Source organism: Sulfuriferula plumbiphila, assembly GCF_009938015.1.
Lineage (GTDB): Bacteria > Pseudomonadota > Gammaproteobacteria > Burkholderiales > Sulfuriferulaceae > Sulfuriferula > Sulfuriferula plumbiphila.
Window position 1 is genome coordinate 505,443 of record NZ_AP021884.1, and the last position, 14,692, is coordinate 520,134.

Here is a 14,692-nt window from a genome sequence, read left to right on the forward strand (position 1 = left end):
TTTCCTGGGATGGCGGTAAGGCCAGTGAGGCGTAGCGAGTCTAAAACAGCGGTATTTACAATTGGTTATGATGGATCATGAGGCGCAATGACATGGTGCGGAAAGTTCATGCTGCTTATCGGGCAGCAGTAGCATGCTTATTCTTCCACCCCGTCCAGGCCTGCCTGCGCCAATTCCGCCGCGCGGATCACCGCGCGCGCCTTGTTCTGGGTTTCCGTCCATTCGTTCTCGGGCACTGAGTCGGCAACGATGCCTGCGCCCGCCTGCACGTACAGCGTGCCGTCCTTGACTACCGCAGTGCGGATGGCGATAGCCAGATCCATGCCGCCGCCAAAGCCGAGATAGCCCACCGCTCCGGCATACACGCCGCGCTTGCTGGGCTCCAGCTCGTCGATGATTTCCATCGCACGTACCTTGGGCGCACCGGACACGGTGCCGGCGGGAAAGGTGGCGCGCAGCACGTCCATCGCTGACAGGCCCGGCTTGAGCTTGCCCTCCACGTTGGAGACGATGTGCATGACGTGGGAATAACGTTCGATCAGCATGTTTTCAGTTACCTGGATGCTGCCGGTGACCGCCACGCGCCCCGCGTCGTTGCGTCCCAGATCCAACAGCTGCAAATGCTCGGCGCACTCCTTGGGATCGGCCAGCAGTTCGGCAGCCAGCCGCGTGTCGTGTTCGCGATTGGCACCGCGTGGACGGGTACCCGCAATGGGGCGCACGGTGACAGTATCCTCTTCCAGTCGCACCAGGATTTCCGGCGACGCACCCACCACGTGAAAACTGCCCATATCGTAATAAAACATGTAAGGCGATGGGTTGAGGCTGCGCAGCGCCCGGTACAGGGTCAACGGGCTGGCATCGAACGGGCGCGACATGCGCTGGCTCAATACCACCTGCATGATGTCGCCTTCCACGATATATTGCTTGGCGCGTAATACCGCCTGCTTGAAAGCCGCTTCGCCGAACTCGGATTCAACCGCGGCGGCACTGACCTTTTGTGGCGTGGGCGCACTGTAGGGCGCCCTGATCTGTGCACTTAGCGCATTCAGGCGGCGGTAGCCTTCAGCATAAGCATCCGCCTGCATCGGGTCGGCATAGACGATGAGCGTCAGCTTGCCGGTGAGATTGTCCACCACAGCCAGTTCATCGGTGAGCAGCAGCAGGATGTCCGGGGCATGCAGCACATCCGGCTGGTGCGTCGCCTTGAGGCGCTTCTCGATGTAGCGCACCGTGTCATAGCCGAAATAGCCCGCCAGCCCGCCCGCGAAACGCGGCAGACCCGGCAGAACGGCAGCCCTGAAACGGCCCAGGAACTGTTCGACAAACGCCAGCGGATCGCCGACTTCTTCCTGCTCGACCTTGACCGCGTCGGTTTCGACGCTGACCAGATGGCCGTATACGCGCAGCACGGTATGGGCGGGCAGGCCGATGAATGAGTAGCGCCCGAAGCGCTCCCCCCCCACTACCGATTCCAGCAGGTAGGAATAAGGTGCGTCGGCGAGTTTGAGATAGACCGATAGCGGCGTGTCGAGATCGGCCGGCAATTCCCGCGTGAGCGGGATGCGGTTATAGCCCTCACGGGCGAGCTGGTTGAATTCCTGTTCAGTCATGATTTCACCACAAAGTCATAGAGGCCATAGCGAGGTACGGCACGAATCAATCGCACTACCGGAAAAGCTGGCGGATCAGTGCCATCGCCATGAAGGGCGTTTTTCTCTATGTATTTCCATGTCAGTGTGGCTCATGTTTTTCAGGCTTTTGTAATCAGCTGCGCGGCTTCCAGCAGGCTGGGCACCACCGCATCCTGATCCAGTTCTGCCACCGGGCGGCCACGGTTGTAGCCGTAGGGCACGCAGAACACCGGGCTGCCGGCAGCACGCGCGGCCTGGGTGTCGTTGAGCGAATCACCGATCAGCAGCAGTTCGCCAGGCTCGACGTCAAAGTGCCTGCAGGCATGCAGCAAGGGCAGCGGGTCGGGCTTGCGCTTGGGCAGGGTGTCGCCCGACAGTACCAGCTCGAAATAATCCAGCAGGCCGGTATCGCGCAGCAGCGGAAGAGTGAACACCTCTGCCTTGTTGGTAATGCAGGCCACGTGCAAGCCCATTGCGCGCAACGCCTGCAGGCCTTCCACGACGCCCGGGAAAGGGCGCGAATGCAGCGAAACATGGGCGCCGTAGTGCTTCTGGTAAATCGGGTAGGCGCGGGCGAACAGCGTGGCATCCGGTTCTGCATCCATGCTGCCGGTAAGTACGCGTTTCACCAGGCGCGCAACGCCGTTGCCGATGTAAGTCTTGATGGTTGCCAGCGGCACTGGTGGCAGGCCGAGTTCGGCCATCATCAGTTCTGCGGCGTGGGCGAGGTCGGGTGCGGTGTCGAGCAGCGTGCCGTCGAGGTCGATCACCACGGCCCTGATTTTGATTGGGAAGTTCATTTGATGCCTAATCCTGGTTGCGTCATGCCGGATTGGATCCGGCATCCAGTGGCGCGCAGCGCCCATTATCTTGCCGGCTGCGGCGCCGCGCTGTATGGGGTCAAGCCTGCGCCAGTTCCGCGCGCAGCGCCGTCACCACGCTATCGTAGCGGTGCGCGTCGCTGTCCTTGGCCGCGCCGAAAATGGCGGAGCCTGCCACGAACACGTCCGCGCCCGCGCGCGCTACTTCAGCAATGTTGTCGACTTTCACGCCGCCGTCCACTTCCAGCCAGATATCGCGGCCTGAGGCGTCGATACGCTGGCGCACGGCACGCGTCTTGTTGAGTGTTTCCGGGATGAATTTCTGCCCGCCAAAGCCGGGGTTGACCGACATCAGCAGGATCATGTCCACCTTGTCCATCACGTAGTCCAGATAGCTCAGCGAGGTGGCCGGGTTGAACACCAGGCCCGCCTTGCATCCGCATTCCCTGATCAGCGACAGGGTACGGTCGATGTGCTCGGACGCTTCCGGGTGGAAGGTGATGATGTTCGCCCCGGCTTTGGCGAAATCGGGGATAATGCGGTCTACCGGCTTGACCATCAGGTGCACGTCAATGATCGCGTCCGTCACCGGGCGCAGCGATTCGCATACCAGCGGACCGATGGTCAGATTGGGCACATAGTGGTTATCCATCACATCGAAGTGGATGATGTCCGCACCGGAAGCGATCACGTCGGTGACTTCCTGCCCCAGCTTGGCGAAGTTTGCGGATAAAATGCTCGGTGCGATACGGAACTGCCTGGACATGGTGACCCTTTCAACAAGCCTTTGGATAAGGAAATCAATTTTACCCGGAATCGCGTCGAGGTAACAGCGCGACTGACTCAAGGACAGGCACAGATGGGCGACAGCAGAAAAAATCACGTGACAGTAAGCGTCGAGACGGCATTCATCCCCGATCAATCCGATCCGCACCAGGATCGCTATGTATTTGCTTACACCGTCACCATTACCAACACCGGCACCATCCCGGCGCAACTCGTTTCACGCCACTGGGTGATTACCGACGCCGAGAACAAGGTACAGGAAGTGCGCGGCCTGGGCGTGGTGGGCGAGCAGCCCTTGCTCAAGCCCGGCGAGAGCTTTGAATACACCAGCGGCACGGCGATCAATACGCCGGTGGGCACCATGTACGGCAGCTATCAGATGGTGGCGGAAGACGGCGAACACTTCGACGCAGAGATTCCCGTGTTTACCCTCGCCATGCCGCGTGTATTGCATTGATGCACGGGCATGCCGCGCCCAGCCGATCTCCAGGAGCCTGGGCTCAGCCCGGCCAAGCAGCGCGTGGTGGCCGCCCTATCCATCTCGATAGCCGTTCATCTGGCGCTGATCGGCCTGCTGCGCGTTAATCCTGTTGCTGCCCCGGTGGCGGCCAGTATTCCGGTCATCCAGGTACGCCTGCAGCCCGCTGCACCGCCCCCCGCCGTGCCAGTGCGGCAAATCGAAACGCAGGCTGCCGTACCTGAAATGCCGCCACAGCCAACACCGCAAGCACCACCAAAGCCAGCCTTGCCTCCGCCGCCCGTGGCCGGTACGCCGCTGCCAGTGCAGGCCGCGCCCGCCAACCCTGCGCCGCCGTCCAGTAGCACGTTGCCTGCGGTCAATGTGCCGCTGCTGGTCGATCCTGTTTATTACACCGCCGCGCAGCTGGATATTCAGCCGCGCGCGCTGGCCGCCATCAACCCGGTATACCCGCAAGACGCTGTCGCGCGCGGCACCAGCGGCTGGGTCGTACTCAAGCTGAAACTGGACGAGACCGGTAGCGTGCAGGATGTCGAAGTCAGTGACGCCAGCCCGCCTGGCATTTTCGACCAGAGCGCGCTCGACGCATTCCGCAAAGCGCATTTCGCCCCTGCACAAAAAGCCGGTCGCGCAGTGAAATCGCTGGTGGTGATTAAAGTGCGTTACGAGCTGGATCAGTAAGGCAAAAGGCAAAATCAAGCCCAGGGAGAGATTTTAAATTTTGCCTTTTGCCTTCTTGTTCTCCCCGTGGTGAGTGCGGCTTCTGTGACTACTTGCTAACCATTTTGGCTTTCGCAGCCGACGGCCCGGGCAGCTCGGCAGGCACGGGCATGTCCTTGGGCAGCAGCACCCACATCCGTCCAGTTTGTTTCATCATGCCGGCTTTTTTGCCTGCCTCGTTCCCAAAGCCCCAGAAAAAATCCGCGCGCACGTTGCCGCGAATTGCGCCGCCGGTATCCTGTGCCAGCACCAGGCGGTCGAGCGGCTGGTCGGAAGCGGGCAGGGTGGTGGCCAGCCACACCGGTGCGCCCAGCGGGATGGCGCGGGCATCCACGGCAATGCTGCGTCCGCCGGTAATCGGCACGCCCAGTGCGCCCATGGGGCCATTGCCGTTATTCGGCAGCTCGCGGAAAAACACATAGCTCGGGTTTTGCGCCAGCAGTTCCGGCAGCTTGTCCGGGTTGCGTTCACCCCACGCCTTGATGTTCTGCATCGAAGTCTGCGCCAGAGGCAGTTCGCCGCGCTCGGCCAACACCCGGCCGATGGCGCGATAGGGATAGCCATTCTGGTCGGCATAAACCACCCGCATCATGCTGCCGTCGGGCAGTTGAATGCGCCCCGATCCCTGGATTTGCAGGAAGAACGCCTCCACCGGATTATCCACCCATACCAGCTCGCTGCCCTTAAGCGGATGGGTGCCGTTATCAATATCGGCGCGCGCCAAGTACGGCACCACCTTGTTGCCCTGCACGCGTCCGCGCAGACGCATGTTTTTCAATTCCGGATAAACACTGCCGAGGTCAATGGTCAGCAAATCGGCGGGGGGGCTATATAGCGGCACCGAGTACTTCGCGCTGGGGGTGAGACTGCCATGCAGTAGCGGCTCATAGTAGCCGGTAATCAGCCCGTCCTCGCTGCCGTCGGGCTGGCGCGATTGATACAACGCGAACCGGCTCTCGAAAAACGCCCGCACCGTTTCTGCATCGACGGGTTTTAACGCCTCGGATGCGGCGCACACTGCCTGCCATTCCGGTCTGGTTTTCAGCACCGTGCACGATTGCAGCCACGCCGGCCACGCCCACAGCAGATTATCGTCCTGCCAACCGGGCAGGCTGGACCAATCGGCCGGGCTCAGGTTGGGCATCACGACGGGTGCCGCTGGCGGTGTTTCCGGCGCGGGCGGAGGGCACACCACCGACGGTGCCGGTTTTGGCTGCGCTGCGGTCTGTGGCACCGGCCTGGGTGCAGGCGGCGTGACGGGTACTCTGGGCTGGGTGGCGCAGCCGCCGCTAACCAGGGCGGCTAATATCAGAGCTGTGCGAACGAGTTGTCTCATGCGAAAATCACAGATAAGCAAACAGCACCGAGTATAACAAAGCCATGCACCCGCCCTACCAGCCTGTCCCACGTTTTTATATTGAGCGTATCACCATCGCCACGCTGTGCAACGAGTCGATGGACCTGCACTGGCATGACCCCGGCAGCCAGCAATCGTACATGGCGCGGGTATGGCCACTGGCTGTGGCCGAAGAAAACGGCGCAGAATGGCTGGTGGCGCGCAGTGAAACGGGTGAAGCCGTCAGGATCCGTCTCGACCTCATCCGCAATTTTCCTACCCCGGTGAAATGAACGCCGTTGCTGGAACGGCAGTTAACCAGAAAGGCCGCAAACATGGATGAGACCGGAATGATCAGCCTCGCCTGGCTGGTATTCGAAGCGGGCGTAGCGCTCGCATTGCTGCTGGGCATTGTGTGGTGGACGATGCGCAAATAGCGGCCTGGTTGCCTTGGCATGGAAGCCGCCGGCCGGGTGCGACGCGCATCCGACATTGATCTCGCCATTGAAGCCCCTGTTCTGGCCCCCGCGCGCTGGCGCGATCTGATCGAGGCGCTGGAACAGACGCCCATTTACCTACAGGCTGGACGTCATCCATCTGGATACACTGGACGACCCGGTACCCAGGCAGGCCATCGTGCGCAACCGGACGCTGCTCTGAACCTTGTCCAAAAACCGGGTGTTGCAAAAAAACAACATAACCGCACAAAAGTTACGCAAATTCGTTGTAAAGATTGCAGCGCATAAAAAGCCTTGGGCATAATGCTCTCAGCTTCTCGCAAGAGGGGTTTGCACTATGAGTGAAACTCGGTGGGATACACACTTCAAACTAAGGAGATTCGCATGAACAAGAAACTGATCGCGCTGGCCATTGCTGGCGCCTTTGCGGCCCCGGTGGCCATGGCGGATAACGGCAACGTGGTGATTTACGGCGATATGGCCGTGTCTGCGGACAGCGTGGATGGCGGTAGTTACAACCCAGTGGTGACGGGTACGCGCACAGGTCCCATTAATGCCGCTAGCACCAGTAGCGCGCAGAGACGCGGACGCATTTCCAGCAATAACAGCTTCATCGGTTTCAAAGGCTCCGAAGATCTCGGCAATGGCCTGAGCGCTGTATGGCAGTTTGAAAACGCGATTGCGTTGGATGGACAAAACACCAACGACAATGGCCCTGTTGCTGTGGGCGGTAACGGTTTATACCCTACTTTTTTCGGCAGCCAGTCGCGGCGTAACACGTTTGCGGGCCTGTCCAGCAAGGACCTGGGCAGTGTGACCTTCGGTGTGCAGGATTCGCCAGTCAAAACCTCTACTGGGCCTATGGACGCGTTTGGCCAGCATACGCTGGCGGATTACCGCAGCCTGTGGGGCACGATCAACGGTGCCAACGTCGCCAGCAGTATATCGCTGAATGGCGCCAACATTGCGAACATTCGCGCGCAAAACTCGGTGCTGTACACCAGCCCCAACCTGAGCGGTTTTACCATCAAGGCCATGGGTGCCGCTCAGAATGAAAGCGGCAATTATACCGGCACGGGTTCTGGCGCCACTGGGCATTACTATTCGGTGGGCGGTACCTATGCGAATGGCCCGCTCTTTGCCACCTTGGCATATGAAGATAACAGGTATACCACCACAAGCACGGATTTTGACTTTAAAAACTGGCGCACCGGTGTCGGCTTCAACTTCAGCGGCTTGAAAGTCGGCCTGGCCTATGAGCGCATCAAGGGCGACGGCACGGTTCCAGTTGGCTCAACCAGCGCAGTTAGCCTTAACCGCGATGCCTGGTATGTGCCGATTTCTTACCAAATGGGCAGCAACACCTTCAAGCTTGCCTATACCAAGGCGGGCAAGAGCAACCAGAAGAGTTCAACTGGTGCTGATATGAGTGGCAGCGACGGTGCCAACCAGTGGAGCTTGGGTGTGAATCACGCCATGTCCAAACGCACCTCGGTTTACGCACTATACAGCCAGGTCAGGAACGACAGTAATGGTTCCTACTCCTTGGGTGGTGCGGGTACCGGCATTCAGGCCGTGGCCCCGGGCTCTTATGGTTCGGACCCGCGCGCTGTTTCCGTCGGCATGATAACCAGCTTCTAATGCAGCGCAAGCTGACCTAGCGGTCACTGGTTCGTCTAAACGGGCGCCTTCGGGCGCCCGTTTTTTTTTGAAAGAAAAAAAGCGCACGCGCGCAGCTGCATACCCCCGTTTTTGCGTTTTTATCGTTACCTGGTCAGGGAAGCGAAAATTGAGGTTGGATAATTTCCATTTTAAATTAGTCCATAATAATTTTGTAATACTAATGCTGTATAAATATTGATCGTTGAAGGATTGAAGGTGCTGGAATTTTTTGGGTTGTTTCCATCAATATTTTTTTGTAGATTAGGAGTGGATAAATGAAGTTGGCCTTTCGCCTGGTTCAAATAGCAATAGGTGCGATCAGCTTGGGGTCGTCCCTGGCCAGTGCTGAATCAATAGACTTTTTAAAGATTAATGGGCAGGCAAGGTCCTATTACTTTAGCCGGCTTAATAACGCGCCTGGAGTCCCGGATGCCAATGCTTTTTCCGCGGGGGGCATCTTGAATGTTGAAACAAAGCCGTTCTTGGGGGGATTTGGGGCGGGCATCAGCTTTTTTACAGCGAACTCATTGGGGCTCAACAACGATAAACCGGGGCATACTGACGTCACTTTGATGGGAAATGGTTCCAGCCTGAATGCGCTGGGACAGGCATTTCTGCAATACAAAAATTCAAATTTTCTGATCCGCGCCGGAGATCAGGTGATTAATACGCCCTGGCTGGGCAGTTCCGATTCCAGACTTCTTCCTGCGACATATCGGGGAGTTTATGCGGAAATGGCGCCACTCGAAAACCTGAGATTATATGGTCTGCGGATAAATAAGTGGAAAAGCCGGACTTCTAATGAATATTATAAAGATAACCTGTATTACCCAGTGAGTTATGCAGGCGACTCTATGTATGGTGCAGCGTCGGCACTTGGAGCCGGAGCGCAGCAGAGTTCAGGCGTTGCCGCTGTTGGAGCCGCTTATACGACACCTGCGATAACTTCTCAGGCCTGGTATTACGATTTTTACCGGTTTGCAAGGATGGCTTATGGCGACGCGACATATACCTACAAGACGGGTACCGGTTTTGATCCATTCATAGGCGCCCAGTTAATACACGAAGAAAATAACGCCAGCCTTCTTAATGGGACTAAGGTAAATACTCAAGTAGGAAGCGGAGTCAAAGCAACTGCGAGTGGTGTGAAGGTAGGCATGAATTCCCCATATGGGCAATTCACGGTGGCCTACAACGAAATCGTTTCCCATTCCGGTGCGGTAGGCGGGGGGGCGCTGGTTTCCCCCTATACGGTAGGCTATGCAACTGATCCGCTTTATACCACTTCGATGATCCGGGGTTTGGTCGAGCAGGGACCGGGGAATGCAATAAAAATTGGCTATGCTACAAGCTTTCTGGATAAAAAAGTTCTGCTTGCCGCTGCCTACGCAAGATATCGCACCACTTACTTCGGTAATAGCCAAGACACCTATTTAGATTTGACCTATCTCCCCAAAGGCAGGCTAAAAGGATTGTCAGTCCGAGACCGGGTCGAGGTTTCGAATGGAGGGAGCGGTCTCAATCCTGGTAATAAGTCTTTTGTATATAATCGGGTTATGGTGCAGTACTCTTTTTAGAGAAGCGCTGATTTAATCCTTCGGCGCAAGCTGACTTGGAAACCTGCTGGGTTAAAACGGGCGCTCCGGCGCTCGTTTTTTATTGGTTGACGCGCTGCACAGCGTCTCATAGAATGCTTAGCCATATTATTGGCTAACACGAGGCGCGACATGGCCACCAAAACCGTCAACATTCACGAAGCGAAAACCCAACTCTCCGCATTGTTGGCCGCCGTGCAGGCCGGGGATGAGGTGATTATCGCCAAGGCGAACAAGCCGGTGGCGCGCCTGGTGCCCATCGAGGCCAAGCCGAAACAGCGCACATTCGGTCTGCACAAGGGCAATGTGCTCTACATCAGCGATGATTTCGATGCGCCGCTGGCAGATGCGTTCTGGCTGGGTAATGGCCCGCTATGAAGCTGCTGCTGGATACCCATGTTTTCTTGTGGCTGGACGAGGGCGCGCCGGGGTTTCCCGCGACGGTGCGCGAGTCGTGTGAGTCTGCGGATAACGAGGTGTATCTCAGCGTTGCCAGTGTGTGGGAGATGCAGATCAAGACCATGCTGGGCAAGCTGGAAACACGAACGCCATTGCAGCGCATGGTTGCGGAATATTTGCCCGAAAAAACGTTCTCCATCCTGCCCATCCAGCTGGCGCATGTCTGGGACTTGGGTACGCTCCCCCGTTTACATGGCGACCCCTTTGACCGCATGCTGATTTCTCAGGCTCGTTGCGAGGGGCTGACCCTGGTGACGGCGGATGAGACCATCCGTCAATATTCTGTTGAGGTGTTGTGGTCATGACAAGGATTCATCCTGATGAGGCCTTTGCAATCAACAAAACTTATAATTCCCTCCGTCATTCCGTACTAGATACGGAAAACGAGCCCGCGCAAGCAGCGTCTCGGGCGAGTTTCGAGGTACGGCCAAACGAGCCCGCGCAAGCAGCGTCTCGGGCGAGTTTCGAGGTACGGCCATCCAGTTGAACGAACCGCGCAGCACGTCCGAACCGGTACATGTCGGGCTTGACGCGGCGGCACGGGCTGCCTATATTGGCGTAATACCCCATTACGTATTACGGAGTTTTACATGCTGACGAGCAAGGTGACAAGCAAGTACCAGGCGACCATTCCGGCGGAGGTGCGCAAAAAACTGGGCATACACAGCGGCGATACGCTGGCGTTCGAGGTGGTCAACGACGAGGTCAGGTTGCGCCGCGCGACGCCGCTCGATCTCCAGTATGCACAGGCTTTGGCCGCAACCCTGGGGGAGTGGGATTCGGCCAGTGACACCGAAGCTTACCGTGAGCTATGAACGCTTCGATGTGGTGAAGGTGCCTTTCCCTTTCACCGACAGGGATCAAACCAAAAGGCGCCCGGCGCTGGTCGTGTCCGGCAACGCTGGATTCAATGCACGAGCCGGGCATAGTGTGATGGCGATGATTACCAGCGCGAAGCATGCCGCATGGCCCTTGGATGTGCCTGTCACGGATTTGGCGGCGGCGGCTCTGCCCGCGCCGTCCGTGGTGCGGATGAAATTGTTTACCCTGGATCACCGCCTGGTGCTGGGTAAAATAGGTCGCCTGACCGGGTCTGATGAAGCGGCCGTGACCCGGGCGCTGGAAAAATTATGCGGGCGAACAACCACGTCGGCGAGGTCGCGGCGATAACCCTGGCGTCGCGTCAGACAACACTCCAGGCGGCCGCTCGCTGGGTATGATCTACGACTTCTAAGCGCTTGTCGGCATCTGTCCATGCTGCGAAGCAGATTTGAAACGGGTCACTTCGGTGGCCCTTTGTTATGGGCTGCCATAATTTGTGATTACAATGCCGAGTATGTACAGCGCACGATTTCAACGCGCTATCGTCATTACCAGCCAGCTACAAATGCGTGTCGATGGGCAACTGTACAAATCAGCAGGTCGCGGACGCGTTGCTGGGTGCGCGAGCCGGGATTGATGCGGGATTGATGAATGACCACATGGGTTTAATTGAGATTTACTGATTTCCTGAGAGTGTTTCGATCATGACGCTGGACAAACTGATTATTGAATTCGACAAGGGTCTGCGTACCCTGCTGGCACCGGCGCAGAGTGCGCGCCCGTTACCTGGCGGCGCTTTGAGTGAGCCGGAACTGGCGGCGGCGGACAAAAAACACGCGGCAGGTCTGATGCGCGTGAACCACGTCGGGGAAGTGTGCGCGCAGGCCCTATATCAGGGGCAGGCGCTGGGCGCGCGTGACCCGGCAGCCAGGATGGCGCTCGAACACGCTGCGCGCGAGGAAACCGAACACCTGGCCTGGTGCGAATCGCGCATTCACGCGCTGGGCGGGCGCAAGAGTCTGTTGAACCCGGTGTGGTACGCCAGCTCGCTCGCACTGGGCATGGCAGCGGGGGCGTTGGGCGACAAGTGGAGTCTCGGCTTTCTGTCCGAAACCGAGCGCCAGGTCGAAGCGCATCTGGGCGGCCATCTGGATACGCTGCCAGAGGCAGATACCAAGAGCCGCGCGGTGGTCGCGCAAATGCAGGAAGACGAGGCGCGCCATGCCGAGACTGCGATAGCGCATGGTGCGCGTGAATTGCCTGCGCCGGTCAAGGCGGCAATGCAACTGGCCTCGAAAGTAATGACGAAAACCGCTTACTGGGTATAATCCACGCCTTTGCGCCTGAGGGTTAAGTGATGACGAATTTTGCGGAAAACCTGGAAAAGCTGGAAAACGTGGATGCCTTCGGGTTGATGAAACTGTTTGGCGAAGACGGCGAAGTGACGGCGGTGATTGAAAACAAGCCCGGCAGCAGCGGTTCGTTCCGCGTGTATTACCACGTCGCGCTCAAATGGGGCGGGGTCGGCCCCAAAGCCGCGCAGGAGGCACTGGTGCTATTTGCCGAGCACGCCGAGGACGCGCGCGCGCATCCCGGCAGGCATCCGAATATTGACCGCCTGCTGCAATCGATTGAGCACAACACCTATTACTCGGTGCGCTGTTACCCGGCGTAATTGCAGCCAGCCAGGCCTCGTCCGGCTATGTTTCCCGTATCTCGAAATCGTGGGTGATCGTGGCAGTTTTGCCGAGCATGATCGAGGCCGAGCAATATTTCTCCGCCGACAGGTTGATGGCGCGTTCGACCAGTTCCGGTTTGAGATTTTTGCCGGTAACGATGAAATGAAAGTGGATCTTGGTGAATACCTTGGGGTCTGTGTCAGCCCGCTCTGCCTGAATTTCTGCCACGCAATCGCTGATCCCGGCACGCGATTTTTTCAGGATATGCACCACGTCATAGGCGGCGCAGCCGCCGGTGCCGATGAGCACCAATTCCATCGGACGCGGTCCCAGGTTGCGCCCGCCGCCCTCCGCTGCGCCGTCCATTAATACGGCGTGCCCGCTGCCGGTCTCTCCCAGAAAGGCGACATTTTCTACCCATTTGATGCGTGCTTGCATGTGTAACTCCTGTGCTGGCGAGTGGTGATTTTAGCCTTTTAACCGGTACCAGATAAGCCCGATGGCTTCGTGCATCGCATAATAACTGGCCTGCAGGCCGCGTGGCTGGGGAATAAAATCCATTACGCGGGTTGTTTTTGCAAACGTAAAGCCGGTGCCGGCAGGGATGACACGAAACCCCGCTTTTTCAAACGCGTAAACCGCGCGCGGTAAATGCCAGGCATGGGTTACCAGGAATATGCGTCTTATCCTGGTGGGCGCAAGCAGGGTGTAGCTGTTGCGGGCATTATCCCAGGTAGTGGCGGAATGCGCTTCCGCCCAGCGTACCGGTACGCGGAAGTCCTGTTCCAGCGCAGCCTGCATAAGCCTGGCCTGGGACTTGCCGCCAGCCGGTTTGCCCCCTGTTACCAGGATGGGCAAGCCGGTCATTCGCGCCAGACGTGCGCCGTAGCGCAGCCGCTCCAGCGCCAGGGAGTCGATGGTGTCGCCGCCATATTCTGGCGTGTCGAAGTAGGTGCCCGCGCCGAGAATGACGATGGCATCTGCCTGCGGCAGACGTGCCGGATCCAGCGCGGGGTAGGTTTCCAGTTGCGCCAGCAGGCGATCCGCTACCACGGGCATGGACAAGGCCGTCAGCAATGCCAGTGATACGACTAGCAGCACGCGTGCCAGCGTCGGTCGGCGGCGCAGCAGCATTAACCCTGCCAGACCCGGCAAAACAAGATCCAGGGGAGGCAGCAGCACGGCGCTAATCAGGTTGGTGGCTAGCCAGGTCATGGAGTTTGGCGCGAAGAGAAGAATGTAAAAGCAGAATTCTAACAGTGGTTTGACAGCCGCCGCAGATGGCCGTAAAATGCGCGGCTTTCCTCATCCAGATTCTCAGGGGTTTCGAATGAAAACCTTTTCCGCTAAAGCGCATGAAGTCGTGCGCGACTGGTTCGTGGTTGACGCCACGGACAAAGTGCTCGGCCACGTGGCGGCCGAAGTTGCGTATCGTCTGCGCGGCAAGCACAAGCCCATATTTACCCCGCACGTGGATACCGGCGATTTTATCGTGGTAGTGAACGTGGACAAGCTGAAAGTAACCGGCAATAAAGCGGAAGACAAAAAATACTACCGCCATACCGGCTACCCTGGCGGTATCTACGAAACCACTTTTGCCAAGATGCAGGCGCGGTTTCCTGGTCGTGCGCTGGAAAAAGCGGTTAAAGGCATGTTGCCTAAGGGCCCGTTGGGCTACGCCATGATCAAGAAGCTGAAGTGCTATGCCGGTGGTGAGCATCCCCACGCTGCGCAGCAACCCAAAGCGCTGGAAATCAGAGGATAAGCAATGATCGGAAACTATTATTACGGCACTGGCCGCCGCAAGAGTTCTGTGGCGCGGGTGTTTATCAAGCCCGGCAAGGGCAATATCGTCGTCAACGACAAACCTGTTGACGAGTATTTTTCGCGCGAAACCGGCCGCATGGTGGTGCGTCAGCCCCTGGAACTGACCAATAACTCCGCAACCTTCGACATCATGGTCAACGTGCATGGCGGTGGTGAATCCGGTCAGGCGGGTGCAGTTCGCCATGGCATTACGCGTGCCCTGATCGAGTTTGATGCAGAGCTCAAACCTGCCCTCAAGAAAGCGGGTCTGGTGACGCGCGATGCGCGCGAAGTCGAACGCAAGAAAGTTGGTTTGCGTAAAGCGCGCAGGGCCAAGCAGTTCTCCAAGCGTTAAGCGTTCGGAGCACAAAAAAAGCCGCCCCGCATCGGGCGGCTTTTTTCATTATGCGTTCGCGGTATCATTGGGATGTTTTCA

Annotated in this window: 20 protein-coding genes; 14 read left to right on the plus strand and 6 right to left on the minus strand. The window is 58.1% G+C overall.

Features of this window, described 5'->3' with window-relative positions:
* Positions 1–137: 137 nt before the first annotated feature.
* The 3 genes from trpE to rpe all read right to left on the minus strand — a co-directional run bounded on the left by trpE (position 138) and on the right by rpe (position 3,221).
* The gene (trpE, locus tag GZH91_RS02655; protein ID WP_147074356.1) at positions 138–1,613 is read right to left on the minus strand and encodes an anthranilate synthase component I; all 1,476 of its coding nucleotides are present in this window, start codon (positions 1,611–1,613) and stop codon (positions 138–140) included.
* A gap of 140 nt (positions 1,614–1,753) precedes the next feature.
* A complete protein-coding gene (locus GZH91_RS02660; protein WP_147074358.1) occupies positions 1,754–2,434 on the minus strand; it encodes a phosphoglycolate phosphatase in 681 nt (226 codons plus the stop codon).
* Positions 2,435–2,534: 100 nt separating this feature from the next.
* Complete coding sequence (gene rpe / locus GZH91_RS02665) at positions 2,535–3,221, minus strand: ribulose-phosphate 3-epimerase (RefSeq protein ID WP_147074360.1); 687 nt, start codon at positions 3,219–3,221, stop codon at positions 2,535–2,537.
* 93 nt (positions 3,222–3,314) lie between these two features.
* On the opposite strand from rpe, the gene apaG reads away from it, so the two are divergent.
* Together apaG and GZH91_RS02675 are read left to right on the plus strand one after the other, a co-directional pair.
* Positions 3,315–3,698: a Co2+/Mg2+ efflux protein ApaG gene (gene apaG / locus GZH91_RS02670; protein ID WP_147074362.1), complete on the plus strand. Its 384-nt coding sequence runs from the start codon at positions 3,315–3,317 to the stop codon at positions 3,696–3,698.
* 9 nt (positions 3,699–3,707) lie between these two features.
* Positions 3,708–4,400, plus strand: a complete 693-nt coding sequence (locus tag GZH91_RS02675; RefSeq protein WP_147074364.1) for an energy transducer TonB — start codon at positions 3,708–3,710, stop codon at positions 4,398–4,400.
* A gap of 88 nt (positions 4,401–4,488) precedes the next feature.
* On the opposite strand, the gene mltA is transcribed toward GZH91_RS02675, so the two are convergent.
* The gene (gene mltA, locus GZH91_RS02680; protein ID WP_147074366.1) at positions 4,489–5,775 is read right to left on the minus strand and encodes a murein transglycosylase A; all 1,287 of its coding nucleotides are present in this window, start codon (positions 5,773–5,775) and stop codon (positions 4,489–4,491) included.
* Positions 5,776–5,819: 44 nt separating this feature from the next.
* Between mltA and GZH91_RS02685 the strand changes: the two genes are divergently transcribed.
* From GZH91_RS02685 to GZH91_RS02730, 10 genes are all read left to right on the plus strand, one after another.
* Complete coding sequence (locus tag GZH91_RS02685) at positions 5,820–6,068, plus strand: hypothetical protein (RefSeq protein ID WP_147074368.1); 249 nt, start codon at positions 5,820–5,822, stop codon at positions 6,066–6,068.
* A gap of 162 nt (positions 6,069–6,230) precedes the next feature.
* A complete protein-coding gene (locus GZH91_RS02690) occupies positions 6,231–6,521 on the plus strand; it encodes a hypothetical protein (RefSeq protein ID WP_147074370.1) in 291 nt (96 codons plus the stop codon).
* Positions 6,522–6,617: 96 nt separating this feature from the next.
* The gene (locus GZH91_RS02695) at positions 6,618–7,874 is read left to right on the plus strand and encodes a porin (RefSeq protein WP_147074372.1); all 1,257 of its coding nucleotides are present in this window, start codon (positions 6,618–6,620) and stop codon (positions 7,872–7,874) included.
* Positions 7,875–8,170: 296 nt separating this feature from the next.
* On the plus strand, positions 8,171–9,472 hold the full coding sequence (locus tag GZH91_RS02700) for an OprD family outer membrane porin (RefSeq protein WP_147074374.1): 1,302 nt from the start codon (positions 8,171–8,173) through the stop codon (positions 9,470–9,472).
* A gap of 150 nt (positions 9,473–9,622) precedes the next feature.
* Positions 9,623–9,868, plus strand: a complete 246-nt coding sequence (locus GZH91_RS02705) for a type II toxin-antitoxin system Phd/YefM family antitoxin (RefSeq protein ID WP_147074376.1) — start codon at positions 9,623–9,625, stop codon at positions 9,866–9,868.
* The gene (locus GZH91_RS02710) at positions 9,865–10,254 is read left to right on the plus strand and encodes a type II toxin-antitoxin system VapC family toxin (protein ID WP_147074378.1); all 390 of its coding nucleotides are present in this window, start codon (positions 9,865–9,867) and stop codon (positions 10,252–10,254) included. The genes GZH91_RS02705 and GZH91_RS02710 overlap by 4 nt, the downstream gene beginning before the upstream one ends.
* A gap of 285 nt (positions 10,255–10,539) precedes the next feature.
* A complete protein-coding gene (locus GZH91_RS02715; protein ID WP_147074380.1) occupies positions 10,540–10,764 on the plus strand; it encodes an AbrB/MazE/SpoVT family DNA-binding domain-containing protein in 225 nt (74 codons plus the stop codon).
* On the plus strand, positions 10,754–11,119 hold the full coding sequence (locus tag GZH91_RS02720; protein ID WP_147074382.1) for a type II toxin-antitoxin system PemK/MazF family toxin: 366 nt from the start codon (positions 10,754–10,756) through the stop codon (positions 11,117–11,119). Before GZH91_RS02715 ends, GZH91_RS02720 begins: the two co-directional genes overlap by 11 nt.
* Positions 11,120–11,472: 353 nt before the next feature.
* Positions 11,473–12,099, plus strand: coding sequence for a 2-polyprenyl-3-methyl-6-methoxy-1,4-benzoquinone monooxygenase (coq7, locus tag GZH91_RS02725; protein WP_198415450.1), 627 nt, complete (start codon positions 11,473–11,475; stop codon positions 12,097–12,099).
* Positions 12,100–12,128: 29 nt separating this feature from the next.
* Positions 12,129–12,446, plus strand: a complete 318-nt coding sequence (locus GZH91_RS02730) for a DUF2322 family protein (RefSeq protein WP_147074386.1) — start codon at positions 12,129–12,131, stop codon at positions 12,444–12,446.
* A 25-nt stretch (positions 12,447–12,471) separates the two neighbouring features.
* Here GZH91_RS02730 and GZH91_RS02735 read toward each other — a convergent pair whose 3' ends face one another.
* Entirely contained in the window at positions 12,472–12,888 is a 417-nt protein-coding gene (locus GZH91_RS02735; RefSeq protein WP_147074388.1) for an OsmC family protein, read from the minus strand.
* 30 nt (positions 12,889–12,918) lie between these two features.
* Positions 12,919–13,665: a YdcF family protein gene (locus GZH91_RS02740; RefSeq protein ID WP_147074390.1), complete on the minus strand. Its 747-nt coding sequence runs from the start codon at positions 13,663–13,665 to the stop codon at positions 12,919–12,921.
* Between the two features lie 115 nt (positions 13,666–13,780).
* Here GZH91_RS02740 and rplM point away from each other — a divergent pair, with 115 nt between their 5' ends.
* Both rplM and rpsI read left to right on the plus strand, forming a co-directional pair.
* Positions 13,781–14,215, plus strand: a complete 435-nt coding sequence (rplM, locus tag GZH91_RS02745; RefSeq protein WP_147074392.1) for a 50S ribosomal protein L13 — start codon at positions 13,781–13,783, stop codon at positions 14,213–14,215.
* Positions 14,216–14,218: 3 nt separating this feature from the next.
* Positions 14,219–14,611 (plus strand): 30S ribosomal protein S9, encoded by a 393-nt coding sequence (rpsI, locus tag GZH91_RS02750; protein WP_124704662.1) that lies wholly within the window; start codon positions 14,219–14,221, stop codon positions 14,609–14,611.
* Positions 14,612–14,692 lie beyond the last annotated feature (81 nt).

Coding starts and splice junctions, on each gene's coding strand:
- trpE (WP_147074356.1), bottom strand. CDS start 1,613: ATGACTGAACAGGAATTCAACCAGCTCGCCCGTGAGGGCTATAACCGC.
- GZH91_RS02660 (WP_147074358.1), bottom strand. CDS start 2,434: ATGAACTTCCCAATCAAAATCAGGGCCGTGGTGATCGACCTCGACGGC.
- rpe (WP_147074360.1), bottom strand. CDS start 3,221: ATGTCCAGGCAGTTCCGTATCGCACCGAGCATTTTATCCGCAAACTTC.
- apaG (WP_147074362.1), top strand. CDS start 3,315: ATGGGCGACAGCAGAAAAAATCACGTGACAGTAAGCGTCGAGACGGCA.
- GZH91_RS02675 (WP_147074364.1), top strand. CDS start 3,708: ATGCCGCGCCCAGCCGATCTCCAGGAGCCTGGGCTCAGCCCGGCCAAG.
- mltA (WP_147074366.1), bottom strand. CDS start 5,775: ATGAGACAACTCGTTCGCACAGCTCTGATATTAGCCGCCCTGGTTAGC.
- GZH91_RS02685 (WP_147074368.1), top strand. CDS start 5,820: ATGCACCCGCCCTACCAGCCTGTCCCACGTTTTTATATTGAGCGTATC.
- GZH91_RS02690 (WP_147074370.1), top strand. CDS start 6,231: ATGGAAGCCGCCGGCCGGGTGCGACGCGCATCCGACATTGATCTCGCC.
- GZH91_RS02695 (WP_147074372.1), top strand. CDS start 6,618: ATGAACAAGAAACTGATCGCGCTGGCCATTGCTGGCGCCTTTGCGGCC.
- GZH91_RS02700 (WP_147074374.1), top strand. CDS start 8,171: ATGAAGTTGGCCTTTCGCCTGGTTCAAATAGCAATAGGTGCGATCAGC.
- GZH91_RS02705 (WP_147074376.1), top strand. CDS start 9,623: ATGGCCACCAAAACCGTCAACATTCACGAAGCGAAAACCCAACTCTCC.
- GZH91_RS02710 (WP_147074378.1), top strand. CDS start 9,865: ATGAAGCTGCTGCTGGATACCCATGTTTTCTTGTGGCTGGACGAGGGC.
- GZH91_RS02715 (WP_147074380.1), top strand. CDS start 10,540: ATGCTGACGAGCAAGGTGACAAGCAAGTACCAGGCGACCATTCCGGCG.
- GZH91_RS02730 (WP_147074386.1), top strand. CDS start 12,129: ATGACGAATTTTGCGGAAAACCTGGAAAAGCTGGAAAACGTGGATGCC.
- GZH91_RS02735 (WP_147074388.1), bottom strand. CDS start 12,888: ATGCAAGCACGCATCAAATGGGTAGAAAATGTCGCCTTTCTGGGAGAG.
- GZH91_RS02740 (WP_147074390.1), bottom strand. CDS start 13,665: ATGACCTGGCTAGCCACCAACCTGATTAGCGCCGTGCTGCTGCCTCCC.
- rplM (WP_147074392.1), top strand. CDS start 13,781: ATGAAAACCTTTTCCGCTAAAGCGCATGAAGTCGTGCGCGACTGGTTC.
- rpsI (WP_124704662.1), top strand. CDS start 14,219: ATGATCGGAAACTATTATTACGGCACTGGCCGCCGCAAGAGTTCTGTG.